Genomic DNA, 23,362 nt, shown 5'->3' on the forward strand with positions numbered 1-23,362 from the left:
ATGAAAATGCAGGCGATTGCACATGGAACCATTGGCGAAATAACAGGATTTCATGGCTATTTTGCGCCAAACAGGATTTTAACTATCATACATGCAACAAAGCCTGCTGAAAGTACGAGTGAATTCGCCGTTTTCTGATATTAAGACCATTCGCTTTCCTCTATTTTGAAACCGAGTTTCATCATAGTGGCCGATTAAAAAGAACATCGTTTCTGCCCTACCGTCAGCAGAACCTGCATGTGTCTAGAAACCAGTGAGGAAAATAAGGGTATGAGGATCAGAACACCGCTGTTAGCTCTGACTATCACCAGCCTGCTGAGCGGCTGTCAAAATCTGGATAACAACACGCTGATGCAATCTGGGTTGCAAGCGTTTCAGGCGGCAACGCTGAACGATGCGCAAGTCAAAACGCTCAGCGAACAGTCTTGTGCACAAATGGATAAAGAGGCCAACATCGCCCCCGCCGATAGCAGCTATACGAAACGACTGAACAACATCGCCGATGCGCTCGGGCACGACATCAATGGCACTCCCGCCAACTATAAGGTGTACCTGACCAAAGACGTGAATGCCTGGGCAATGGCCAATGGCTGCATTCGCGTCTACAGCGGATTGATGGATATCATGACGGACAATGAAGTCGAAGGTGTGCTGGGGCATGAAATGGGGCATGTGGCCTTGGGTCATAGCCGTAAGGCGATGCAGGTGGCCTATGCCACCTGCGCGGCCCGCACTGCTGTCGCCTCGGCAGGCGGCGTGGCAACATCGTTATCACAATCCCAGTTGGCTGATATGGGAGAACAGTTGGTGAATGCTCAGTTTTCTCAAACGCAAGAGCGTCAGGCCGACGACTACTCTTTCGACTTACTAAAACGGCGTAACATCGACCAACAAGGGTTAGCCAGTAGCTTTGAGAAATTGGCCAAACTGGATGCGGGCCGACAAAGCAGTATGTTTGATTCACACCCTGCCGCCGAAGAACGCGCGCAACATATTCGCGATCGTATCGCCGCAGGCAAGTAACCTAATCGATACACTCACCGCAGCGAGGTATCACCTCAGTACGTCGCTGCAATTATATGCTGAAGGGATTGCGCCTACGTGATTGTTTTATCCTTAACAGAGAGACCATTTAACTGATAGGGATAATTCATAATAACGATGCTGCCCCTTCTGACGGTATAAGAAATAAAAGATGTTCACCTTCATCAATATCCCACCATTATTCAAATAAATAAAAGTAATTAATCACCAAAATTCAATCAATTATACCAATTAATATTTTCGCCAATACCTATTAATTCAATAGCGTAACACGCTGTATTTTCAATGCATTATATTTTTTAATAGGAAAATTCCCTAAATTTGATATGATAGCCTCGCGAGAGTTGTAGAAATTTGTCAATTTTATCATTGAGATAGGATGATTATTTTCTTTAGTCCTATTTTTGAGATAGTGGATCCGTAAAACAGATAAATATTTCAGATTATTTCACAGTGATTTTTGGATGACTAACCCGACGAGCGCAATATTGACAACAATATTTGAGATATGTTTTTTTTAAATAAACTCATAAAGTCAAAACACCATGGATGTGAGAATTTTTAGCAAATGCAACTTTACGCTTGTCGGCTTACGTGAAATTTTTTCACGTGTTTCTACGCTGCATGTAAAGTCCGCAAACCGATTTACATTGATACCCCAGGGAAGAAAAAAATGCATTTTTATCATCGATGGCGCGAGTGGAGGCCCCATTCCCACTCGAAACGCAACAAAACGGTAGAGGCTTATGCCACCAGTAAGTGCGTTAAAAATACCTCATTGGGGGAACGATAGCCCAGCGATTTTCTGCCCCTTGTATTGAGTATGTGTTCGAGTTCGGCAATCTTACGATGACTGACCTGACTGAAGTCTGTTCCCTTTGGGTAAAAACGTCGTATCAGCCCGTTGGTGTGCTCATTCAAGCCCCTCTCCCAGGAATGATAAGGATGGGCAAAGTAGACCTGCGCCCCTGTGATTTGAGTAATTTGCTCGTGCAGAGCGAATTCAGGGCCGTTATCAGCTGTTAGGGTCTTAAACTTGCAAAAGGTATTAGCTTCAATGTCCCTGAAAGCAGCAACCACAGTCTCCGCGCGCTTATTAGGCAGTTTGCGAATGATGACGGTTTTCAATGCGTTATCTACGATGGTTAACAAGAATGACTTCTGGTCTTTGCCAAAAATAGTGTCAATTTCGAAGTGGCCAGGCTCCTGTTTAAGCTCGGCTTGAGCTGGGCGATACTCAATACCAACACGGTTGGGAATAGGGCCTGATTTGAGGTTTTCGGCATTGTACCTGTAACGTTTTCCCCGATGAGGAAGTTGCTGATATAGCTCCCCGCCAGCCTGTCTCTCCTGCAGGATATAGCGATATAGCCAACCGACTTAAAAATGATTACATCCTATGCCCTGATATGCGGCAAAGAAGCATAGCTGGCTGTTATCAAAATAATGTCGCTTGGCTATATAGCGTATTCTTGCTGACAGATATACCGAATTCCAGGTGCAAACGGCCACTGATGATTTCAGGTGAAGAGTGAGTGGAAAGCGCCTGACTGATGAAGTTCTGAATGTGTGGCTCCAACGGGTAAAAAGCATTGTTTGGCAGAGGCTTATGACGGCGTTCCCGGGCCAGAGTGTCCGCCCTTCTACAGCAGTAGACACCATTGAAAGTAGGGTCGGTATTGCGTCTGAGTTCCCTGCTGATGGTCGAGCGAGGCAGAGCAAGCTCTCTGGCGATGGTAGCTTGGTTGACACCTTCACCACGCCGCTTTTCGATGTAGAACCGTTCTTTCTGAGTCAGATGTTTTCCCTGCATGCAACAGGCTCTCCAGTATGGCCAGAACGGTGATTTTATCCGACTCTGGCAAGTGGGTCACTTTGTTGAGTTTCGAGTGGGAATGGGCCTGTTGACTGGTCAGCCACTGCGCTGGATGGCAGCAATATCCTTGCGCTCAAATGTGCGGCTGGCGCTCAAAAAAACATCCCGATATTGGCTTTGTTGAATAAATCGAACTTTCAGGGGATCGCCGGATCAGAGCACTATCATCGCTCCCGATAGCAAGCTCCCCATGGCAAAGCAAAAGTTTAAAATCACCAACTGGCCCACCTACAACAAAGCACTCAGACAACGCGGCTCCCTGACGGTCTGGCTTGATGAGTCCGCCATCGCTGCATGGACTGACAGTAAACTAGTTGCTGAATAGAGACTTGCATTTTTTGTCAGGCTATTGAGAATAAAAAGAGGTTTAACTTAGAGAATAAAGGTTTGAAATGATCAACAAAGAGCGGTTGTTACGAGATAATCGTTTATGGCTTTGTTGAATAATTTAAGATACTGATTTATATAAGCATTATAAAATTTCAACGACTAATTTTTCCTCTCGGAATGCTTTTTATTGTGCTAACTATTTGATTTGTCGTTCTAACAAAATACATTCTCTGTAAATGCATTCTAACTAAAGAAGATGTAAATCAAACGGTTAAATTATTCAACAAAGCCATCGTTTATGTAAAGCAATCATTGGATTATCAGTCGAAGAATTGAAAAATTTAGCCGCTGAATTTTCAGCTTGTTATTTGATTTATCGGAAAAAGAATCGAAAAGATCACGAGCGGCAGATGGGTGCAGGGCAGAAAGGATTTATCCCAACCCCATTAGATAAACTGCTTTTTATTTTATTGTATTTAAAATGTTATCCGACCTATGATTTGCAAGGACTTCTTTTTGGTTTAGATAGAACACGGGTATGTCGCTGGGTAAAAATATTATTGCCGGTTTTAGAGATGACCTTGGGGCGAGAATGTGTTTTGCCCGCTCGTCAAATTCGCTCTACTGAGGAATTTTTTCGCGCCTTTCCTGGAGTTAAAGACGTCTTTATTGATGGGACAGAGCGACCTGTCCAAAAGCCTAAGAATCTGCGTCGGCGAAAAAAAATGTATTCGGGAAAGAAAAGACAGACCACTCGAAAAGGGCTTATTATGACTGACGAAACAAGGCAAATTGGATTTATCCCCATGAGCAAAAATGGGCGCCGTCACGATAAACGCTTACTCGATAAAGTCGATATAATTCGCCATATTCCTCCTGAGGTAACCATCTGGGCAGATACCGGTTTTCAAGGTATAGATAAACAGCATCCTAATACACAAATCCCAAAAAAAGGAACTCGAAAAAGACCTTTATCGCCTGAACAAAAACAAGAAAATAAAATAATCTCGGGCATCCGTATTACAGTTGAACACGCCATCGCGGGTATCAAGCGCCTCGGTTGCATGACCCAAATTTTACGGAATCGTAGACCCTTTATTGATGATATAGCCAACCGACTTAAAAATGATTACATCCTATGCCCTGATATGCGGCAAAGAAGCATAGCTGGCTGTTATCAAAATAATGTCGCTTGGCTATACCTTCTTACTCCTTAGCGCCGGTCTTTGGAATTTCCATCTCAGAACAGCGTAAAATTTACTTCAATCACCGAAACACCCTTATTTCACTATTAAGCAACACGCTTAGTGCTTCGCCTGAAGGTCGCGGTCGGCCGCTTTACTACACCGATATGGCTGTTACCACGGTTTTGATGATAAAGCGCGTGTTTAACCTGTCGCTCCGGGCATTACAGGGCTTTGTCGACTCGGTTTTTACACTGATGAGCGGCTTTGTTGAATAATTTAAGATACTGATTTATATAAGCATTATAAAATTTCAACGACTAATTTTTCCTCTCGGAATGCTTTTTATTGTGCTAACTATTTGATTTGTCGTTCTAACAAAATACATTCTCTGTAAATGCATTCTAACTAAAGAAGATGTAAATCAAACGGTTAAATTATTCAACAAAGCCCTGATGAGCCTGCCACTGCGCTGCCCGGACTACTCTCTGGTCAGTCGGCGGGCAAAAACCGTCAGTATCAGCATAAAAACGCCAACGCGTGGTGAAATCTCGCATCTGGTCATCGACAGTACCGGTCTGAAGGTCTTTGGCGAAGGTGAATGGAAAGTCAGGCAGCATGGGGCTGACAGACGAAGAGTGTGGCGCAAGCTTCATCTGGCAGCAGACAGTGCGACGCATGAGATTATCTGTGCCGACTTATCGCTCAGCGGAACGACAGATGCGCAGGCACTGCCGGGCCTGATTAACCAAACCCACCGGAAAATCAGGGAAGTGTCAGCAGACGGTGCTTATGACGCCCGTTATAGCTAAGCGACATTATTTTGATAACAGCCAGCTATGCTTCTTTGCCACATATCAGGGCATCGGCTGTAATCATTTTTAAGTCGGTTGGCTATACTGCCACGATGCGTTGCTGAGAAAGAAAATCAGGCCCCTTATCCCGCCGCGAAGCGGAGCCAAATACTGGCCGGACAAGTACCATGAACGTAACCATGCGGTGGCGAATCAGCGTCTGAGCGGGAGTAATGATATGTGGAAAAAGAAAGTGGGTTATCACCGGCGTTCAGTGGCAGAAACAGCGATGTTCCGCATAAAAACTTTGCTGGGTGGCCATCTGAGCCTGCGTGACTATGAGGCTCAAGTAGGTGAAGCCATAGCGATGGTCAAAGCGCTGAACCGTATGACGTTGTTGGGTATGCCACACAGCGTCAGGATCGGATAACAGGTGTAGCAGAGGGAGTCATCCTGTCGGCTAATTCTGATTTATTCAACAAAGCCCCCGATATTACCAACGATAACAGCCTGGGTCGCTCACGAGGTGGTTATGGCACCAAAATCCACATGGCGACTGACGCAAGCGGCATCCCGCTAAATATCGTACTGAGTGCTGTGCAGGCTCACGAAAGCCTGTTCGCGTTACGACTCCTGGACGGCATTTGCGTGCAACGGCAGAACGGTAGCATGAAGCGTCGTGGTCATGCGGTACTGGCTGACAAAGCCTACTCTGGCAATGCACTCCGTAACGAGTTGAAAAGAAAAGGGATAAGAGCGGTTATTCCCCGAAAATCAAATGAAAAACTGGCTTCAGATGGACGCTCACAACTTTATCGTGATGCTTATCGCCGTCGCAACGTTGTAGAAAGATGTTTTGGCCGTTTAAAGGAATATAGACGGATTGCCACACGTTATGAAAAAACGGCAAGAAACTATCTAGCAATGGTGAAACTGGGCTGCATCCGCTTGTTTTACGCCCGGTTACGTAATTAAGGGACACAGCCTAGCACAATGTGCATCGAGTGCCAAACGATCTGGCCACTCCTCGATGAAGATGAAGTGCCCGATGTCTTTCTCGTCGACATACAAATCGTAGGCAATGCCCAGCTGCTCTTTCTTGGTGGCCTCAACCAGCTCACGATACAGCGGGAGGACGGTTTCAATCGCCTCTGGCTTGATAAAATCTTTTAGCATGTAGGTTCTCGGTTTTGGGGCTGCGGTGGGGATCGTTCATTGTGGCACTGACCTTATGTTACTTATCTCTTCTTTACACGCTATGACCGATAAATTTGTATTTAACGCCTATAGCGTGTAATTCTTGTTTTACCTGCCAAAGCGTGTAATAATTATCTTACCGTCTACAACCGGTAGGATAAGATAATGAAGGTCACCAACAGCAAGCAGCTTAGCAGCTATCTAAAAGATGTTCGTATTATGCAGAAGCTATCACAAGGGAAAGTAGCCAACAAAGTGGGGATTCGTCAGGACACGGTATCCAGCTTTGAACAACACCCTGATTCTACCAAGCTGGAAACCTTCTTTAAAATCCTGTCGGCATTGAATTTAGAACTGACTGTGACGCCTAGAAACGCAACGGCTGCCAATAACGAAGACCCTGTTGTAACACCATCGTGGAAGGAAGAATGGTAATGGCGGCGCTCGATGTTTACATGAACAGCTATCGAGTGGGGATACTGACCAAAACCTGTAGCGGCGCCCATCATTTTTCCTATGATGCGGACTGGCTTGGGTTGCCGGGCAGTCGCCCCATCTCGCTCTCGATGCCGCTACGCCATCAGCCTTACCAAGGTGATGAAGTTTATAACTTCTTCGACAATTTGTTGCCAGACAACCAGGATATCAGAAGACGCATTATTGCCAGGCACCGGGCGGATTCCACCCAGCCGTTTGATCTGCTGGCTAAAGTAGGGAAGGACAGCGTCGGGGCATTGCAATTGATGCCGCAGGGTACTGCGGCTGGCAAAATAAAACAGATAGAATACAAAACCTTATCCGAGCAACAGCTTGAAAACATACTGGAGCGATATCTGTCTGATGCCCCGCTAGGAATGATTGACGCAGAAGATGATTTTCGCATCTCTATCGCAGGCGCACAGGAAAAGACGGCACTGCTCTATCGGGGTGATAGCTGGTGCCTGCCCTTTAATACCACACCCACTACCCACATCATCAAGTTACCGATTGGTAAAATCGAGAGTCACTCTTACTCAATCGATATGTCTGACAGCGTTGAGAATGAATATCTGTGCATGCTCATTGCCAAGGCGTTTGGGCTGCCGGTACCGCACTGTTTTATGATAAAAACTGGCAAGATAAAAGCGCTGGCGGTAGAACGTTTTGATCGTAAATATGCCTCGGATGGCCGTTGGATTATGCGGTTGCCTCAGGAGGATTTTTGCCAGGTATTAAACGTGCCTTCCGCACGGAAATACGAAAATCATGGTGGGCCGGGCATTTCCGCCATTATGGCGTATCTGTTGGGTTCGGTCGATCCAGCACAGGATCGCTATCGCTTTATGAAGACCCAGGTGCTGTTTTGGCTATTGGCGGCCACGGATGGGCATGCGAAAAACTTTTCCCTGTTTATTGAATCTGAGGGGCGCTATCGCCTCACGCCTTTCTATGACATTCTTTCTATAAGCGTGTTGCTTAATAGTGAAATAAGGGTGTTTCGGTGATTGAAGTAAATTTTACGCTGTTCTGAGATGGAAATTCCAAAGACCGGCGCTAAGGAGTAAGAAGGTATCATCAATAAAGGGTCTACGATTCCGTAAAATTTGGGTCATGCAACCGAGGCGCTTGATACCCGCGATGGCGTGTTCAACTGTAATACGGATGCCCGAGATTATTTTATTTTCTTGTTTTTGTTCAGGCGATAAAGGTCTTTTTCGAGTTCCTTTTTTTGGAATTTGTGTATTAGGATGCTGTTTATCTATACCTTGAAAACCGGTATCTGCCCAGATGGTTACCTCAGGAGGAATATGGCGAATTATATCGACTTTATCGAGTAAGCGTTTATCGTGACGGCGCCCATTTTTGCTCATGGGGATAAATCCAATTTGCCTTGTTTCGTCAGTCATAATAAGCCCTTTTCGAGTGGTCTGTCTTTTCTTTCCCGAATACATTTTTTTTCGCCGACGCAGATTCTTAGGCTTTTGGACAGGTCGCTCTGTCCCATCAATAAAGACGTCTTTAACTCCAGGAAAGGCGCGAAAAAATTCCTCAGCAGAGCGAATTTGACGAGCGGGCAAAACACATTCTCGCCCCAAGGTCATCTCTAAAACCGGCAATAATATTTTTACCCAGCGACATACCCGTGTTCTATCTAAACCAAAAAGAAGTCCTTGCAAATCATAGGTCGGATAACATTTTAAATACAATAAAATAAAAAGCAGTTTATCTAATGGGGTTGGGATAAATCCTTTCTGCCCTGCACCCATCTGCCGCTCGTGATCTTTTCGATTCTTTTTCCGATAAATCAAATAACAAGCTGAAAATTCAGCGGCTAAATTTTTCAATTCTTCGACTGATAATCCAATGATTGCTTTACATAAACGATTATCTCGTAACAACCGCTCTTTGTTGATCATTTCAAACCTTTATTCTCTAAGTTAAACCTCTTTTTATTCTCAATAGCCTGACAAAAAATGCAAGTCTCTATTCAGCAACTAGTTTTATGTACCCGGCGATGGGGGAGCGGGGAATTGATCGCAGCGAGGCTACACTGGCGATGGGGTTGGCTGGCTCAAAAGGCAAAAAATACGCCATTGAGCACATCTTTCCACGGCACTTTTTCCAAACGGCGCAGGCCGTAGGCTTTGCCAGAGAATCGATGGAAAACATTCTGACGGAATTTGCACAATCGATGGATGCGGTTGTGGCGAAAGCCAGAAACCAACTGTCTGCTGATTTTCCTGCATTAATTCGTGATGCGATTCTCGAAAGCATGCAGGCGAGAGCAAGGCGATTAATGACCGGGTGGGAATAGGCACCCGATTGGGGGCCTTTTGCGCGTCTAGGCCGACTACTTCCCAATACAAAAACTCGAGAAAATCCGTCCCAACAAGTCATCGGAAGTAAATTCCCCGGTGATCTCACTCAGTGCCTGCTGCGCCAGCCGCAGCTCTTCTGCCAGCAGTTCACCTGCGTAAGCGCTCACTAACTGTTCTTTGCCCTGTTCCAGATGCTGTGCGGCGGTTTCCAGCGCTTGCAGGTGGCGGCGGCGTGCCAGGAAGCCCCCTTCGGTGTTGCTGGTAAAGCCCATGCTCTGTTTTAGATGGTTACGCAGGATATCGACACCATCACCGGTTTTGGCGGACAGGCGAATCAGTGAGTAAGTGTTTACCTCTTCAATGCCTTGTTGCTCGCCCGTAATATCGGCTTTATTGCGCACGACGGTAATCGGCAGTGTGGTGGGCAAGCGCGCCATAAACTCTGGCCAGATTTCGGCAGGCGATGTGGCATCGGTGGTGGTGCTATCGACCATAAACAGTACGCGATCCGCCTGTTCAATCTCTTGCCAGGCGCGTTCAATGCCGATGCGCTCCACTTCGTCGCTGGCATCGCGCAGCCCGGCGGTGTCGATGATATGCAGCGGCATGCCGTCGATATGAATATGCTCGCGCAGTACGTCGCGTGTGGTGCCCGCGATAGCGGTCACGATTGCCGCCTCACGCCCGGCCAGTGCGTTGAGCAGGCTTGATTTTCCCGCATTGGGGCGACCTGCAATCACTACCTTCATGCCTTCACGCAGCAGACTGCCTTGATGCGCTTCGGCCTGAACATCCGCCAGATCGGCCATCACGCCGTTGAGTTCCGCTTCAATCTTGCCGTCAGAAAGGAAATCGATCTCTTCATCAGGAAAATCAATGGCCGCCTCAACATAGATGCGCAGGTGAATCAGCGCTTCCACCAGACGGTGAATGCGGGTAGAGAAGGCGCCTTGCAAGGAGTTCAGCGCAGATCGTGCCGCTTGCTCGGAGCTGGCATCGATCAGGTCTGCGATAGCTTCGGCCTGCGCCAGATCGAGCTTGTCATTGAGAAACGCGCGCTCGGAGAACTCGCCGGGGCGTGCAATGCGCAGGCCGGGCAGTGCCAGAATGCGCTGCATCAGCAAATCAAGGATAACCGGGCCACCGTGCCCTTGCAGTTCCAGCACGTCCTCGCCGGTGAATGAGTTGGGGCCAGGAAACCAGATGGCAATACCCTGATCCAGCGCGCTACCGTCGGCATCGCGAAACGGCAGATAATCCGCATGGCGCGGTTTGGGTAATTTACCCAGCACGGCGCGCGCCACTTCGGCAGCCTGCTTGCCGGACACGCGCAAAATACCTACGCCGCCGCGTCCGGGGGGTGTGGCTTGGGCTACGATGGTATCGGTATGGCTCATGATGGCTTCTCTGTGGCAATTAAACAAAAAAATAAGGCGGCCCATAGCCGCCTTATTCTCAGACTAGGCTGTGTCCCTTAATTAATTTTCACTGATTGGAAATGAGAAAAACACATCGAATCTGTTCGTTTTTTGGACTGATTTTGGTTTTTTTTACTGTCAAAAACAGCCTGCTTTGTACGATTTTTCATCTATCGTGCAATTAAGGGACACAGCCTAGTGCAGTCCGCTTATTTCTTCTCTTTCTTGTCGCGGCTGTGCAGGCCTTTCTTCTCCAGCCCACGGTAAATCAACTGCTGCTGGATAATGGTGACCAGGTTGCTGACGATATAGTACAGCACCAGACCTGACGGGAACCACAGGAAGAACACGGTAAAGATAACCGGCATGTAGGTCATGATCTTCTGCTGCATCGGGTCGGTCACGGTGGTTGGCGACATCTTCTGAATGAAGAACATCGTGATACCCATCAGGATCGGCAGAATGTAGAACGGGTCTTGTGCAGAGAGGTCAGTGATCCACAGGATGAACGGCGCATGGCGCAGCTCAACCGAGCTCATCAGCATGTAGTACAACGCCAGGAAGATAGGCATCTGGATCAGCAGCGGGAAGCAGCCGCCCAGCGGGTTCACTTTCTCCGCTTTGTACAGCTCCATCATCTCTTGGCTCATGCGCTGCTTGTCATCACCGATACGCTCGCGCATGGCTTGCATTTTCGGTTGCAGCATACGCATTTTCGCCATCGAGGTGTACTGTGCCTTAGTCAGCGGGTACATGATACCGCGCACGATAAAGGTGATGGCAATGATGGAGAAGCCCCAGTTACCGATGAAGCCGTGCAGGAATTTCAGCAGTTTGAACAGCGGCTGGGAGATAAACCATAACCAACCGTAATCCACTGACAGGTCCAGATGCGGTGCAATCGCCGCCATCTTGTCCTGAATTTCCGGACCAACCCACAGTACTGCGCTGATGTCTTTCTGGGCGCCAGCGTCAACCGTTACCGGCGTGGCTTTAAAGGCAATGGCGGCCAAACCGTTACCCAACTGTGAGGTATAGAAGGTGTTGGCACCCGCGGTGGTCGGAATCCATGCGGTAGCAAAATACTGCTGCAACATGGCAACCCAGCCACCCTCAGTGGTGACGTTCAGGTTTTCTTTCATGTCGCTGAAGCTGTATTTCTTGTACTTATCGTCGCTGGAGGAGAACGCGGCGCCACGATAGGTATGAAGTGCAAAGTTATTGCTGCCAGTGTCGCGGTGTTTCGGCAGGTCAATAGACTGTTTCAACTGACCAAACAGCGTCAACTCCAACGGCTTCTCGCTGGTGTTGTTCACGTTGTAGTTTACGTTCAGCGCATAGTTGCCACGTTTAAGCACGAACGTTTTGGTGAAGGTCACGCCGTCAGCGTTGGTGTAGGTCAACGGAATGGTCAGTGCGTCCTGTCCGTCAGCCAGTTCAAAGTGATCCTGTGCAGCAGTAAACAGCGGACGTGCGCCGTTCGACGGGTTATCCGGACCGTGTTTACCCTTCAATCCACTCTGTGCCTGATACACAAATTCCGGCGTGGTTTCCAGCAGCAGGAATGGCGTAGCAGAGTGCAGTTTGTCAGGGAACGCCAGCAGATTGGCTTGTTCGATATCGCCGCCGCGCGTATTGATAGTCAACGACAGTACGTCGGTTTTCACCTTGATCAGTTTACCCTGACCGCTGTTAGGCACGCCCTGGCTGGCGTTATCACCGTTGACTGCGTTCGTCGCTTGCTGGATGGCTTGCGTTGAAGCGGCAGGCGGATTTTTGTCCGTCTCCCACGTCTGCCAGATCAGAAAGCTTACGAATAGCAGAGCGATGAGAAGAAGATTGCGTTGCGAATCCATCGTTAATGTTCTCTGTTATTGTCGGGTTTTGGCGGTACGGGATGATCACCACCAGGGTTCAAAGGGTGGCATTTTAATACGCGTTTAAGCGTCAACAAACTGCCTTTTATCATGCCGAACCTGCGTATCGCCTCAATGCCGTATTGTGAACAGGTTGGGCGAAAACGGCAATGAGGCCCTAACAACGGACTTATAACGAGCTGATAACCGCGTATCAGCCCGATCAGGAGGCGCGAGCCAAGCGACAGTGCCGTTGCCATAAATTTTCCAATGCTTCCGTCAACGCGCGATTATCCAGGTCGGCTACCCCTTTTTTGGCGATCACCACAAAATCCATCGCAGGTAGGGTATGTTGATGTAAACGAAAGCTTTCCCGCGTCAGACGTTTAATCCGATTGCGTTCATGCGCCCGTTTGACATGCTTTTTAGCGACAGTAAGACCGATGCGAGGATGCCCCAGCGAATTCAGGCGGCCGAGGATGGTGATTTGCGGCGTGCCAGCCCGATGCGGCTGCTGGAAGACGAAAGTGAAATGGCTGGGAGTTAACAAACGTAACTCCCTGGGAAAAGCGAGATTAACCACTAGGAGGGTTAGCTTTTATTACTTACAAACAGTCAGACGAGTACGGCCTTTTGCACGACGGCGGGCCAGAACCTGACGACCATTTTTAGTGGCCATACGAGCACGGAAACCGTGGCTACGGTTACGCTTCAATACGGACGGTTGGAAAGTGCGTTTCATGGCGATTTCTACCTAAACTTGGATAATTGACTTCACAGTAAACGCGTTTGGCGCTCCGGCGTGAACACTGACCGACGCCTCAATCGCATACATCAAAGATAAAGAGGCGGGATTGTAATAATTGTACAGTCCCGAGTCAATTGACATCACACGCCTATGGAGCCCTTTCCGCAATAAATTTGGGGAATTTTCTGTCTGAAATAGCACAGAAGAGCATCAACGCGTCGGGCTGATGATTATACGTACTCTGCATTAAATCGCAAGGATCCTGACACGATTCTTAATGCAGGATCATGATCGCTGTCACTCCAGCGTGAATGTTGATTCAGTTATGCTAGGTGTCCGCATGATACAAGCCTGCGACATCGTTGTGCGGCACGTGGCGGCCATGAATGATAAGAATAGCCTGTGGATAAAAAGGATCGAAACTGTGCAGAAAGGGAAGATCTCTGCCGAGGATTAGGTTATGATTCGCCGTCCCGTGAACGATCCTTCTTCGGGATCGTCTCGGCAACCGCATGGACATCATCAGATGCGCGGTGCACCCAGGGGACTGCCATTGCAGCTTCCGGGTCATAATCATGAATTACACTAAATAACGTATCTTATTCTTTTCTATTTTAATCTTGTTCGAGTGGAGTCCGCCGTGTCACTTTCGCTTTGGCAGCAGTGTCTTGCCCGTTTGCAGGATGAGTTACCTGCCACAGAATTCAGCATGTGGATACGTCCGTTGCAGGCGGAACTGAACGACAACACGTTGGCGCTCTACGCGCCGAACCGTTTTGTGCTGGATTGGGTAAGAGACAAGTACCTCAATAACATTAATGGCCTGCTGAACGATTTCTGCGGTATGGATGCGCCTTTGCTGCGTTTTGAAGTGGGCAGCAAGCCGCTGGCTGCGGTGGCGGTCAGCCAGCCTGCCAGCCCGCAGGCGGCGGTGGCGGTCAGCCAGCCTGCCAGCCCGCAGGCGGCGGTGCAGCCGGTCAGGCAGGCACCCGTGCGCCCCAGCTGGGACACACCGGCGACGCAAACGGAGCATACCTACCGTTCCAACGTCAATCCGAAGCATTCGTTCGACAACTTCGTTGAAGGTAAGTCTAACCAACTGGCGCGCGCGGCGGCGCGTCAGGTCGCTGACAACCCTGGCGGAGCCTATAATCCCCTGTTTCTTTACGGTGGCACCGGTTTGGGGAAAACCCACCTGCTGCACGCGGTGGGTAATGGCATTATTGCGCGCAATAATGCCAAAGTGGTCTATATGCATTCTGAACGCTTTGTACAGGATATGGTCAAAGCCTTACAGAACAATGCGATTGAAGAATTTAAGCGCTATTACCGCTCCGTCGATGCCTTGTTGATCGATGATATTCAGTTTTTTGCCAACAAAGAGCGCTCCCAGGAGGAGTTTTTCCACACCTTCAATGCGTTGCTGGAAGGCAATCAGCAAATCATCCTGACCTCCGATCGTTATCCAAAAGAGATCAATGGGGTAGAGGATCGTCTGAAATCACGCTTTGGCTGGGGATTGACGGTCGCGATCGAACCGCCGGAACTGGAAACGCGCGTGGCGATCCTGATGAAAAAAGCGGATGAAAATGATATTCGTCTGCCGGGTGAAGTGGCCTTTTTTATTGCCAAGCGGCTGCGCTCTAACGTGCGTGAGCTGGAAGGTGCGCTGAACCGTGTGATCGCTAACGCCAATTTTACCGGCCGCGCCATTACCATTGATTTCGTGCGCGAAGCGTTGCGCGATCTGTTGGCGTTGCAGGAAAAGTTGGTGACCATCGACAATATTCAAAAGACGGTCGCGGAGTACTACAAGATCAAAGTCGCCGATCTGCTGTCCAAACGGCGATCCCGATCGGTGGCACGCCCGCGCCAGATGGCGATGGCGCTGGCAAAAGAGCTGACAAACCACAGCTTACCGGAAATTGGTGATGCGTTTGGCGGTCGTGACCATACCACCGTGCTGCATGCGTGCCGCAAGATTGAGCAGCTGCGTGAGGAAAGCCACGACATCAAGGAAGATTTCTCTAATTTAATCAGAACATTATCTTCATAATATTATGAAATTCATTATTGAACGCGAGCATCTGCTAAAACCGTTACAACAAGTGAGTGGCCCGTTAGGTGGCCGTCCCACATTGCCTATTCTGGGCAATCTGTTGTTGCAAGTGACGGACGGCGCATTGTCGCTGACCGGCACCGATCTGGAAATGGAGATGGTGGCGAAGATCCCCCTGTCTCAGGCCCATGAACCCGGTGCGACCACGGTGCCAGCGCGTAAACTGTTTGATATATGCCGTGGCTTGCCGGACGGTGCAGAAATTACCATCACGCTGGAAGGCGACCGGATGCTGGTGCGTTCCGGCCGTAGCCGTTTCTCGCTTTCCACGCTCCCGGCGTCTGATTTCCCGAACCTGGATGACTGGCAGAGCGAAGTAGCATTCTCGTTGCCGCAGGCGACGCTGAAACGTCTGATTGAAGCCACGCAGTTTTCCATGGCGCATCAAGATGTGCGCTATTACCTCAACGGCATGTTGTTTGAAACCGAAGGGGAAGAGCTGCGCACCGTCGCGACCGATGGCCACCGTCTTGCGGTATGCGCCATGCCGATTGGTCAGTCGCTGCCGTCCCACTCGGTGATCGTGCCGCGTAAAGGGGTGATTGAGCTGCTGCGACTGCTGGACGGTGGTGATACGCCATTGCAGTTACAGATCGGCACCAACAACATTCGCGCCCACGTCGGGGATTTCATCTTTACGTCCAAGCTGGTCGATGGGCGTTTTCCTGACTACCGCCGCGTATTGCCGAAAAACCCGGACAAGGCGCTGGAAGCAAGCTGCGATTTGTTGAAACAGGCATTTGCGCGTGCGGCGATCCTGTCAAACGAGAAGTTTCGCGGCGTGCGCCTGCACCTGATTGAAAATCAGTTGAAAATTACCGCGAATAACCCGGAGCAGGAAGAAGCGGAAGAGATTCTGGACGTGCAGTACAACGGCACGGAAATGGAAATCGGCTTTAACGTCAGCTACGTGCTGGATGTGTTGAATGCGCTGAAGTGCGAAGATGTTCGTTTGCTGCTGACCGATTCTGTCTCTAGCGTGCAGATTGAAGACGGTGCCAGCAAGGCGGCGGCATACGTTGTCATGCCGATGCGTCTGTAGTAGGACGCGCGTGGTCTGCCCTCTTTTTTGCGTGAATGCCGACGCTTGCCGTCGGCATTTGTGCAGGTTGTCGCGTACAGGATCTGGTTGTCCATGGCACTCACCCGCCTTCTGATTAAAGATTTCCGTAATATCGCCTCTGCCGATTTGGCGCTCATCCCCGGATTCAATTTTTTGGTGGGGGATAATGGCAGCGGAAAAACCAGCGTGCTGGAGGCCATCTACACGTTGGGGCACGGTCGCGCGTTTCGCTCTATCCAGGCGGCGCGCGTGATTCGGCATGAACAGCCCGAATTTATTCTGCACGGTCGGTTGGAGGGTATGGAGCGCGAACGCTCGATAGGTCTGAGTAAAAACCGGCTGGGCGACAGTACCGTGCGTATTGATGGCAGTGATGGTCACAAGGTGGCGGATCTGGCGCAGTTACTGCCGATTCAGCTCATCACGCCGGAGGGTTTCACGCTGCTCAACGGTGGGCCAAAATACCGCCGTGCCTTTCTCGATTGGGGCTGTTTTCATCATGAGCCCGGCTTTTTCGCGGCCTGGAGCAACCTGAAACGGTTATTGCGCCAGCGTAATGCCGCGCTGCGTCAGATGGGGCAGTATCGTCAACTGCGTGCCTGGGATCAGGAACTTATTCCGCTGGCCGAGCGCATCAGCGCCTGGCGGGCGGAGTACACCGCTGCGATTACCGCAGACATTACCGCGACCTGCGCACAGTTTTTGCCGGAGTTTTCGTTGAGATTCTCTTTCCAGCGCGGCTGGGACAAAGAGAGCGACTATGCCGAATTGCTGGAAAGGCAGTTTGAGCGCGACCGGCAGTTAGGCTATACCGCGCTGGGGCCGCACAAAGCGGATTTTCGTATCCGTGCAGGCGGCGTGGCGGTGGAGGATATGCTGTCGCGTGGACAGTTGAAGTTATTGATGTGTGCGTTGCGATTGGCGCAGGGGGAGTTCCTCACTCGCCATAGCGGTGCCAAGTGTATTTATCTGATAGATGATTTTGCTTCCGAACTGGACAGTACACGCCGCCGTTTGTTGGCTGAACGGTTAAAAGCTACCGAGGCTCAGGTATTTGTCAGCGCGATCAGCGCTGAACAGATAGATGACATGATTGGTGAAAAGGGCAAGATGTTCCGCGTGGAACAGGGTAAAATAACGGTTCAATTACAGGACTAAAATGAGCGAGAAACGTTGATGTCGAATTCTTATGACTCCTCAAGTATCAAAGTATTGAAAGGGCTGGATGCGGTACGTAAACGCCCGGGTATGTACATCGGTGATACGGATGACGGCACAGGCCTGCATCACATGGTATTCGAGGTTGTGGACAACGCTATCGACGAGGCGCTCGCAGGCTTCTGCAAAGACATTGTTATTACCATTCATAAAGATAACTCGGTTTCGGTGCAGGATGATGGCCGTGGCATTCCTACCGGTATTCATGAAGAAGAGGGTGTCTCTGCGGCCGAAGTGATCATGACCGTGCTGCATGCAGGCGGTAAGTTTGACGATAACTCCTATAAAGTGTCCGGCGGTCTGCACGGCGTAGGGGTTTCCGTGGTCAACGCCCTGTCTGAAAAGCTGGAACTGACCATTTATCGTGAGGGTAAGACTCACCACCAAATTTATCGCCACGGTGAGCCACAGGCGCCGCTGGCCGTCGTCGGTGACACTGAACGCACCGGTACCACCGTGCGTTTCTGGCCGAGCATGGAAACCTTCAGCAACGTGACCGATTTCGAATACGAAATTCTGGCCAAGCGCCTGCGTGAACTGTCGTTCCTGAACTCGGGCGTTTCCATCCGTCTCAGTGACGAGCGTGAGCAGGGTAAGGCCGATCACTTCCACTATGAAGGCGGCATCAAGGCGTTTGTTGACTACCTGAACCGCAACAAGACGCCGATTCATTCGCAGGTGTTCTATTTCAGCGCAGAAAAAGACGATATCGGCGTCGAAATTGCCATGCAGTGGAACGACGGGTTCCAGGAAAATATCTACTGCTTTACCAACAACATTCCGCAGCGCGATGGTGGAACACACCTGGCCGGTTTCCGTGGCGCGATGACGCGTACGCTGAACAGCTACATGGAAAAAGAAGGCTACAGCAAAAAGGCCAAAGTCAGCGCTACCGGTGACGATGCGCGTGAGGGGCTGATTGCCGTGGTGTCGGTGAAAGTACCGGACCCGAAATTCTCTTCTCAGACCAAAGATAAACTGGTCTCTTCCGAGGTGAAAACCGCGGTGGAATCGCTGATGAACGAGCGTCTGGTCGATTACCTGATGGAAAATCCGGGTGATGCCAAAATCGTGGTCGGCAAAATTATTGATGCAGCGCGCGCGCGCGAAGCGGCACGCAAGGCTCGTGAAATGACACGACGCAAAGGGGCGCTCGATCTGGCTGGCTTGCCGGGCAAGTTGGCGGATTGTCAGGAACGCGATCCGGCGCTGTCTGAACTCTACCTGGTGGAAGGGGACTCGGCGGGCGGCTCTGCCAAGCAGGGGCGTAACCGTAAGAATCAGGCCATTCTGCCTCTGAAAGGTAAAATCCTTAACGTGGAGAAAGCGCGCTTTGACAAGATGCTCTCTTCTCAGGAAGTGGGCACGCTGATCACCGCGCTGGGCTGTGGCATTGGCCGCGATGAATATAATCCGGACAAGCTGCGTTACCACAATATCATCATCATGACCGATGCCGACGTCGATGGTGCGCACATCCGTACGTTGCTGCTGACCTTCTTCTACCGTCAGATGCCGGAAATCATCGAACGTGGCCATGTTTTTATTGCTCAACCACCGTTGTACAAAGTGAAGAAAGGCAAGCAAGAACAGTATATTAAAGATGATGAAGCGATGGACCAGTATCAGATTGCACTGGCACTGGATGGATCGGCGCTGCACATCAATGCTCAGGCACCTGCGTTGCAAAGCGAGCAAGTGGAACTGCTGGTGAAAGATCACCACGGCGTACAGCGGTTGATCGATCGTATGGAACGTCGTTATCCGCGTGCGTTGTTGAATGCCTTGATTTACCAGGACACGCTGACAGAAGACCACCTACAAGACCGTGCCAAAGTAGAAAGCTGGCTGGCGACGTTGGTAAAAACCCTCAATGAAGATGATGTGCACGGCAGCAGCTACAGCGGAACGTTGAGCGATAACCCAGAGTTTGCCGAACCGGTACTGCGCGTGCGTACTCATGGGGTAGATACCGATTATGTGCTGGATGCCAACTTTGTGCGTGGCAGCGAATACCGCAAAATCGTACTGCTGGGTGAGAAGCTGCGTGGCCTGTTCGAAGAGGGGGCGTACATCGAACGCGGTGAGCGCAAACAGCCGATTAGCAGCTTTGAACAAGCGCTGGAGTGGCTGGTGAAAGAGTCACGCCGTGGTTTGAACATCCAGCGTTACAAAGGTCTGGGCGAAATGAACCCGGAACAGTTGTGGGAAACCACCATGGATCCGGAAAGTCGTCGCATGCTGCGCGTGACAGTTAAAGACGCCATGGCGGCGGATGAGCTGTTTACTACGCTGATGGGTGATGCGGTTGAGCCGCGCCGTGCCTTTATCGAAGAGAACGCGTTGAAAGCAGCTAACATTGATATCTGATGATGGATATCGAATAGGGTGTAGTGAAACAAACAACCGCCGCGCAGCCTGAGCTACGCGGCGGTTTTTTTTAGTGGTCAGACGGCGGCGGCGGCGCGACGCTTGCTGGCCCGCATTTCCTGCACCAGCGTGATAGCGGCGGTGATCAGCATGAAAATGACCGCAGACCAGAAAATAAGCGTGTTGCTTAATAGTGAAATAAGGGTGTTTCGGTGATTGAAGTAAATTTTACGCTGTTCTGAGATGGAAATTCCAAAGACCGGCGCTAAGGAGTAAGAAGGTATAGCCAACCGACTTAAAAATGATTACAGCCGATGCCCTGATATATGGCAAAGAAGCATAGCTGGCTGTTATCAAAATAATGTCGCTTAGCTATATAGATAAACAGCATCCTAATACACAAATCCCAAAAAAAGGAACTCGAAAAAGACCTTTATCGCCTGAACAAAAACAAGAAAATAAAATAATCTCGGGCATCCGTATTACAGTTGAACACGCCATCGCGGGTATCAAGCGCCTCGGTTGCATGACCCAAATTTTACGGAATCGTAGACCCTTTATTGATGATACCTTCTTACTCCTTAGCGCCGGTCTTTGGAATTTCCATCTCAGAACAGCGTAAAATTTACTTCAATCACCGAAACACCCTTATTTCACTATTAAGCAACACGCTTAATGCTTTTTACCAGTTGGAGCCACACATTCAGAACTTCATCAGGCAGGCGCTTTCCACTCACTCTTCACGGCTTTGTTGAATAATTTAAGATACTGATTTATATAAGCATTATAAAATTTCAACGACTAATTTTTCCTCTCGGAATGCTTTTTATTGTGCTAACTATTTGATTTGTCGTTCTAACAAAATACATTCTCTGTAAATGCATTCTAACTAAAGAAGATGTAAATCAAACGGTTAAATTATTCAACAAAGCCACTCTTCACCTGAAATTATCAGTGGCCGTTTGCACCTGGAATTCGGTATATCTGTCAGCAAGAATACGCTATAGCTAAACGACTTAATTTTGATTACATTATTTAAATGAGCTATTCAATTGATTTTAGACGTAAAGTGATATCTACACGGAAAAACGAAGGGTTGAGTATCCGAGAAACAGCGAAGCAATTTCGGATTGGCCCTGCCTCTGTATCGCGTTGGATTAATCAAATAGAGTCAAAAGCATCGACCACGCGTCAGCGAAAGATCGATAAATCCGAGTTGATAAAAGATGTTGAACAATATCCAGATGCTTACCAAAAAGAACGTGCAGAGCGTTTTGGCGTTTGTCAGAAGGCCATTTGGCAAGCGCTTAAAAAGCTGGGATTGACCTATAAAAAAAACTCTACGTCATCCGAAAGCCGACGAAAACGCCCGGCAGGGATTTCAACAAAAAAAACAACAGTATGAAAAAGAAGGTAAACCTATTGTTTTTATTGATGAAAGTGGTTTTTCACACGATACCCCACGGACTCACGGCTATTCCCCAAAAGGTCAACGGTGTTTTGGCCTGAAGAACTGGGGAGCTAGGGGAAGAACAAATGTTATCGGCGCTTTATTAGGCACAACGCTGTTTGCTATCGGATTATTTGATATCAATATTAACAGCGATGTTTTCTATGCCTGGGTCACACAAGTCCTTATCCCAGTACTCCCTAAAAACAGTGTAATCATGATGGACAATGCCACTTTTCACAAAAAACATAATATTCAACAAGTCATCATCGATGCAGGGTATATGGTGGAGTATTTGCCTACATATTCGCCAGATCTTAACCCAATTGAGCATAAATGGGCACAAGCAAAAAGCAAAAAAAGAGAGATGGGTTGCGATACAGAGAGTTTGTTCTCAGTCCATATGGTGTAATCAAAATTAAGTCGCTTGGCTATACTGACGGTTTTTGCCCGCCGACTGACCAGAGAGTAGTCCGGGCAGCGCAGTGGCAGGCTCATCAGTGTAAAAACCGAGTCGACAAAGCCCTGTAATGCCCGGAGCGACAGGTTAAACACGGCTTTGTTGAATAATTTAAGAGTCTGTAAAGAATTTTGTGTAAATGGCTCCATTGCTTAACCGGAGATTCGTTCTCCATACATCAACATGAATTGGCTCATAGCAGGTTTCCAGTCTCTGATTGGCAAGGTCCATTTAGCAGAGATATTATGCAAGGCTAGATAGAGTAATTTTATCACCGAGTCATCCGTTGGAAATATTCGTCGCGTTTTCGTTATCTTGCGCAATGAAGCATTTAACGACTCTATCGCGTTGGTGGTGTAGATAACCTTGCGGATCTCCGGCGGAAAGTCAAAAATGACGATGAGACGTTCCCAATTATTTCTCCACGACGGGCTGATCGTCGGGAACTGTTCATCCCATTTGGCCGCGAAGGCATCCAGGGCCTCTTCAGCGCCCTCTAGCGTTGCGGAACTATAGATGGTGCGCAGGTCAGCAGCAACGGCCTTACGCTCTTTCCAGCCGACGTAGCGCAGCGAGTTCCGCACCTGATGCACAATGCAGAGCTGTACCCGCGTATGCGGGTAAACAGCTTCAATGGCATCAGGAAAGCCTTTCAGGCCATCGCAGCAGGCGACGAAGATGTCCTTTAGCCCACGATTTTTCAGTTCTGTCATCACAGATAACCAGAACTTGGCCCCCTCAGTTTTGGCTATCCATAGCCCCAGCAGCTCTTTTTCGCCCTGGCCGTTGACGCCGAGGGCCAGATAAACAGACTTGTTGGCCACGGCTCCGCCGTCCTGGCTTTTGACAACAATACAGTCAAGGTAAACAATGGGATAAAGCGCATCCAGCGGCCGTTGCTGCCAGCGCTTAACTTCATCCATCACAGCATTGGTCACTTGAGAAATGAAGCCAGCGGAAACATCGACCCCGTAGACTTCTTTAAAGTGTGCCTGAATATCACGGGTTGATAACCCTCTGGAATAGAGAGAAATAATGCGGTCATCGAAGCCGTTAAGCTGTTTTTCGTGCTTACCGATCAGTGTCGGCTCGAAGGTACTGTTGCGGTCGCGCGGAATATCGAGCTCGATCTCCCCATTTTGGCTACGTACGCTCTTGGATGTCTTGCCATTGCGTGAGTTGCCTGAATGATTACCAGCCGGGTCATGCTTAGCATACCCAAGGTGCATCTCCATCTCAGCTTCAAGAACCCGTTCCGCCAGTCTTTTAGTCAGCACCTTGAGTAGGCCTGATTCACCCAGCAGATCCTGAGGGGAGTGACAATCTTGAAGCAGTTGGTCAATAAGTTCGTTGCTGATAGGCATTTTGTTATCCTTTGAAGGTTTTCCTCAAAATGCCATTTACACAGATTATTTTACAGTCTCTAATTTAACCGTT

25 protein-coding genes and 6 pseudogenes are annotated in these 23,362 nt (G+C 49.2%); 18 read left to right on the top strand and 13 right to left on the bottom strand.

Going from position 1 to position 23,362, the window contains the following annotated elements; all coding sequences use genetic code 11:
• Positions 1-6 precede the first annotated feature (6 nt).
• Both ACQGXV_RS07495 and ACQGXV_RS07500 read left to right on the top strand, forming a co-directional pair.
• Positions 7-138, top strand: coding sequence for a hypothetical protein (locus ACQGXV_RS07495; protein WP_440866056.1), 132 nt, complete (start codon positions 7-9; stop codon positions 136-138).
• 132 nt (positions 139-270) lie between these two features.
• The gene (locus tag ACQGXV_RS07500) at positions 271-1,023 is read left to right on the top strand and encodes a M48 family metallopeptidase (RefSeq protein WP_440866057.1); all 753 of its coding nucleotides are present in this window, start codon (positions 271-273) and stop codon (positions 1,021-1,023) included.
• Between the two features lie 765 nt (positions 1,024-1,788).
• Here ACQGXV_RS07500 and ACQGXV_RS07505 read toward each other — a convergent pair.
• Positions 1,789-2,403 (bottom strand): IS30 family transposase, encoded by a 615-nt coding sequence (locus tag ACQGXV_RS07505; protein WP_440867320.1) that lies wholly within the window; start codon positions 2,401-2,403, stop codon positions 1,789-1,791.
• Between the two features lie 79 nt (positions 2,404-2,482).
• A complete protein-coding gene (locus tag ACQGXV_RS07510) occupies positions 2,483-2,857 on the bottom strand; it encodes a transposase (RefSeq protein ID WP_440866058.1) in 375 nt (124 codons plus the stop codon).
• Positions 2,858-2,938: 81 nt separating this feature from the next.
• Between ACQGXV_RS07510 and ACQGXV_RS07515 the strand changes: the two are divergent.
• The 6 genes and pseudogenes from ACQGXV_RS07515 to ACQGXV_RS07540 form a co-directional block, all read left to right on the top strand.
• Positions 2,939-3,037: pseudogene (locus tag ACQGXV_RS07515) on the top strand (IS5 family transposase); the annotation flags it as partial.
• A gap of 73 nt (positions 3,038-3,110) precedes the next feature.
• Positions 3,111-3,227, top strand: a pseudogene (locus ACQGXV_RS07520) (IS5/IS1182 family transposase); the annotation flags it as partial.
• Positions 3,228-3,582: 355 nt separating this feature from the next.
• Positions 3,583-4,467 (top strand): transposase family protein, encoded by an 885-nt coding sequence (locus ACQGXV_RS07525; RefSeq protein WP_440866059.1) that lies wholly within the window; start codon positions 3,583-3,585, stop codon positions 4,465-4,467.
• 83 nt (positions 4,468-4,550) lie between these two features.
• Positions 4,551-4,685, top strand: a pseudogene (locus ACQGXV_RS07530) (transposase); the annotation flags it as partial.
• A 201-nt stretch (positions 4,686-4,886) separates the two neighbouring features.
• Positions 4,887-5,658 (top strand): annotated as a pseudogene (locus ACQGXV_RS07535) (transposase); the annotation flags it as partial.
• Between the two features lie 50 nt (positions 5,659-5,708).
• Positions 5,709-6,203 (top strand): annotated as a pseudogene (locus ACQGXV_RS07540) (IS5 family transposase); the annotation flags it as partial.
• Here the strand turns inward: ACQGXV_RS07540 and ACQGXV_RS07545 are convergent.
• Positions 6,192-6,404, bottom strand: coding sequence for a putative quinol monooxygenase (locus ACQGXV_RS07545; protein ID WP_440866060.1), 213 nt, complete (start codon positions 6,402-6,404; stop codon positions 6,192-6,194). The pseudogene ACQGXV_RS07540 and the gene ACQGXV_RS07545 sit on opposite strands and share 12 nt — an antisense overlap.
• 186 nt (positions 6,405-6,590) lie before the next feature.
• On the opposite strand from ACQGXV_RS07545, the gene ACQGXV_RS07550 reads away from it, so the two are divergent.
• Positions 6,591-6,860, top strand: a complete 270-nt coding sequence (locus ACQGXV_RS07550; protein WP_440866061.1) for a helix-turn-helix domain-containing protein — start codon at positions 6,591-6,593, stop codon at positions 6,858-6,860.
• Positions 6,842-7,909, top strand: coding sequence for a HipA domain-containing protein (locus ACQGXV_RS07555; protein WP_440866062.1), 1,068 nt, complete (start codon positions 6,842-6,844; stop codon positions 7,907-7,909). The genes ACQGXV_RS07550 and ACQGXV_RS07555 overlap by 19 nt, the downstream gene beginning before the upstream one ends.
• A 12-nt stretch (positions 7,910-7,921) precedes the next feature.
• Here the strand turns inward: ACQGXV_RS07555 and ACQGXV_RS07560 are convergent, their stop codons facing one another.
• Entirely contained in the window at positions 7,922-8,821 is a 900-nt protein-coding gene (locus ACQGXV_RS07560) for a transposase family protein (protein ID WP_440862939.1), read from the bottom strand.
• 86 nt (positions 8,822-8,907) lie between these two features.
• On the opposite strand from ACQGXV_RS07560, the gene ACQGXV_RS07565 reads away from it, so the two are divergent.
• Complete coding sequence (locus ACQGXV_RS07565; protein WP_440866063.1) at positions 8,908-9,219, top strand: hypothetical protein; 312 nt, start codon at positions 8,908-8,910, stop codon at positions 9,217-9,219.
• 36 nt (positions 9,220-9,255) lie between these two features.
• Here ACQGXV_RS07565 and mnmE read toward each other — a convergent pair whose 3' ends face one another.
• From mnmE to rpmH, 5 genes are all read right to left on the bottom strand, one after another.
• Positions 9,256-10,620: a tRNA uridine-5-carboxymethylaminomethyl(34) synthesis GTPase MnmE gene (gene mnmE / locus ACQGXV_RS07570; protein ID WP_440866064.1), complete on the bottom strand. Its 1,365-nt coding sequence runs from the start codon at positions 10,618-10,620 to the stop codon at positions 9,256-9,258.
• Positions 10,621-10,850: 230 nt separating this feature from the next.
• Positions 10,851-12,497: a membrane protein insertase YidC gene (gene yidC, locus ACQGXV_RS07575; RefSeq protein WP_440866065.1), complete on the bottom strand. Its 1,647-nt coding sequence runs from the start codon at positions 12,495-12,497 to the stop codon at positions 10,851-10,853.
• A 2-nt stretch (positions 12,498-12,499) separates the two neighbouring features.
• Positions 12,500-12,757: a membrane protein insertion efficiency factor YidD gene (yidD, locus tag ACQGXV_RS07580; RefSeq protein WP_440866066.1), complete on the bottom strand. Its 258-nt coding sequence runs from the start codon at positions 12,755-12,757 to the stop codon at positions 12,500-12,502.
• A complete protein-coding gene (rnpA, locus tag ACQGXV_RS07585) occupies positions 12,721-13,080 on the bottom strand; it encodes a ribonuclease P protein component (protein WP_440866067.1) in 360 nt (119 codons plus the stop codon). The genes yidD and rnpA overlap by 37 nt, the downstream gene beginning before the upstream one ends.
• 18 nt (positions 13,081-13,098) lie before the next feature.
• Entirely contained in the window at positions 13,099-13,239 is a 141-nt protein-coding gene (gene rpmH, locus ACQGXV_RS07590; protein WP_440866068.1) for a 50S ribosomal protein L34, read from the bottom strand.
• A gap of 646 nt (positions 13,240-13,885) precedes the next feature.
• On the opposite strand from rpmH, the gene dnaA reads away from it, so the two are divergent.
• From dnaA to gyrB, 4 genes are all read left to right on the top strand, one after another.
• Positions 13,886-15,301 (top strand): chromosomal replication initiator protein DnaA, encoded by a 1,416-nt coding sequence (gene dnaA, locus ACQGXV_RS07595; protein WP_440866069.1) that lies wholly within the window; start codon positions 13,886-13,888, stop codon positions 15,299-15,301.
• A gap of 4 nt (positions 15,302-15,305) precedes the next feature.
• The gene (gene dnaN, locus ACQGXV_RS07600) at positions 15,306-16,406 is read left to right on the top strand and encodes a DNA polymerase III subunit beta (protein ID WP_222159004.1); all 1,101 of its coding nucleotides are present in this window, start codon (positions 15,306-15,308) and stop codon (positions 16,404-16,406) included.
• Between the two features lie 93 nt (positions 16,407-16,499).
• Positions 16,500-17,585: a DNA replication/repair protein RecF gene (recF, locus tag ACQGXV_RS07605; protein ID WP_440866070.1), complete on the top strand. Its 1,086-nt coding sequence runs from the start codon at positions 16,500-16,502 to the stop codon at positions 17,583-17,585.
• A gap of 18 nt (positions 17,586-17,603) precedes the next feature.
• Positions 17,604-20,015: a DNA topoisomerase (ATP-hydrolyzing) subunit B gene (gyrB, locus tag ACQGXV_RS07610; protein WP_440866071.1), complete on the top strand. Its 2,412-nt coding sequence runs from the start codon at positions 17,604-17,606 to the stop codon at positions 20,013-20,015.
• A gap of 77 nt (positions 20,016-20,092) precedes the next feature.
• Here gyrB and ACQGXV_RS07615 read toward each other — a convergent pair whose 3' ends face one another.
• Positions 20,093-20,305, bottom strand: coding sequence for a hypothetical protein (locus ACQGXV_RS07615; protein ID WP_440867856.1), 213 nt, complete (start codon positions 20,303-20,305; stop codon positions 20,093-20,095).
• The gene (locus ACQGXV_RS07620; protein WP_440866072.1) at positions 20,244-20,372 is read right to left on the bottom strand and encodes a hypothetical protein; all 129 of its coding nucleotides are present in this window, start codon (positions 20,370-20,372) and stop codon (positions 20,244-20,246) included. The genes ACQGXV_RS07615 and ACQGXV_RS07620 overlap by 62 nt, the downstream gene beginning before the upstream one ends.
• A gap of 4 nt (positions 20,373-20,376) precedes the next feature.
• Between ACQGXV_RS07620 and ACQGXV_RS07625 the strand changes: the two genes are divergently transcribed.
• From ACQGXV_RS07625 to ACQGXV_RS07635, 3 genes are all read left to right on the top strand, one after another.
• Entirely contained in the window at positions 20,377-20,637 is a 261-nt protein-coding gene (locus ACQGXV_RS07625; protein ID WP_440866073.1) for a transposase family protein, read from the top strand.
• A gap of 417 nt (positions 20,638-21,054) precedes the next feature.
• The gene (locus tag ACQGXV_RS07630; RefSeq protein ID WP_440862584.1) at positions 21,055-21,420 is read left to right on the top strand and encodes an IS630 transposase-related protein; all 366 of its coding nucleotides are present in this window, start codon (positions 21,055-21,057) and stop codon (positions 21,418-21,420) included.
• A complete protein-coding gene (locus ACQGXV_RS07635; RefSeq protein WP_440867179.1) occupies positions 21,344-21,877 on the top strand; it encodes an IS630 family transposase in 534 nt (177 codons plus the stop codon). The genes ACQGXV_RS07630 and ACQGXV_RS07635 overlap by 77 nt, the downstream gene beginning before the upstream one ends.
• Positions 21,878-21,894: 17 nt before the next feature.
• Here the strand turns inward: ACQGXV_RS07635 and ACQGXV_RS07640 are convergent.
• Positions 21,895-22,074: pseudogene (locus ACQGXV_RS07640) on the bottom strand (transposase); the annotation flags it as partial.
• Between the two features lie 3 nt (positions 22,075-22,077).
• Complete coding sequence (locus ACQGXV_RS07645; RefSeq protein WP_440862551.1) at positions 22,078-23,289, bottom strand: IS256 family transposase; 1,212 nt, start codon at positions 23,287-23,289, stop codon at positions 22,078-22,080.
• Positions 23,290-23,362 lie beyond the last annotated feature (73 nt).

The sequence above is a fragment of the Symbiopectobacterium purcellii genome, assembly GCF_052050035.1.
Lineage (GTDB): Bacteria > Pseudomonadota > Gammaproteobacteria > Enterobacterales > Enterobacteriaceae > Symbiopectobacterium > Symbiopectobacterium purcellii_A.

Coding starts and splice junctions, on each gene's coding strand:
- ACQGXV_RS07550 (WP_440866061.1), top strand. CDS start 6,591: ATGAAGGTCACCAACAGCAAGCAGCTTAGCAGCTATCTAAAAGATGTT.
- ACQGXV_RS07645 (WP_440862551.1), bottom strand. CDS start 23,289: ATGCCTATCAGCAACGAACTTATTGACCAACTGCTTCAAGATTGTCAC.
- yidD (WP_440866066.1), bottom strand. CDS start 12,757: ATGGCAACGGCACTGTCGCTTGGCTCGCGCCTCCTGATCGGGCTGATA.
- ACQGXV_RS07625 (WP_440866073.1), top strand. CDS start 20,377: ATGTCGCTTAGCTATATAGATAAACAGCATCCTAATACACAAATCCCA.
- ACQGXV_RS07565 (WP_440866063.1), top strand. CDS start 8,908: ATGTACCCGGCGATGGGGGAGCGGGGAATTGATCGCAGCGAGGCTACA.
- dnaN (WP_222159004.1), top strand. CDS start 15,306: ATGAAATTCATTATTGAACGCGAGCATCTGCTAAAACCGTTACAACAA.
- ACQGXV_RS07500 (WP_440866057.1), top strand. CDS start 271: ATGAGGATCAGAACACCGCTGTTAGCTCTGACTATCACCAGCCTGCTG.
- ACQGXV_RS07545 (WP_440866060.1), bottom strand. CDS start 6,404: ATGCTAAAAGATTTTATCAAGCCAGAGGCGATTGAAACCGTCCTCCCG.
- rpmH (WP_440866068.1), bottom strand. CDS start 13,239: ATGAAACGCACTTTCCAACCGTCCGTATTGAAGCGTAACCGTAGCCAC.
- ACQGXV_RS07495 (WP_440866056.1), top strand. CDS start 7: ATGCAGGCGATTGCACATGGAACCATTGGCGAAATAACAGGATTTCAT.
- ACQGXV_RS07560 (WP_440862939.1), bottom strand. CDS start 8,821: ATGATCAACAAAGAGCGGTTGTTACGAGATAATCGTTTATGTAAAGCA.
- yidC (WP_440866065.1), bottom strand. CDS start 12,497: ATGGATTCGCAACGCAATCTTCTTCTCATCGCTCTGCTATTCGTAAGC.
- ACQGXV_RS07630 (WP_440862584.1), top strand. CDS start 21,055: ATGAGCTATTCAATTGATTTTAGACGTAAAGTGATATCTACACGGAAA.
- gyrB (WP_440866071.1), top strand. CDS start 17,604: ATGTCGAATTCTTATGACTCCTCAAGTATCAAAGTATTGAAAGGGCTG.
- recF (WP_440866070.1), top strand. CDS start 16,500: ATGGCACTCACCCGCCTTCTGATTAAAGATTTCCGTAATATCGCCTCT.
- ACQGXV_RS07510 (WP_440866058.1), bottom strand. CDS start 2,857: ATGCAGGGAAAACATCTGACTCAGAAAGAACGGTTCTACATCGAAAAG.
- mnmE (WP_440866064.1), bottom strand. CDS start 10,620: ATGAGCCATACCGATACCATCGTAGCCCAAGCCACACCCCCCGGACGC.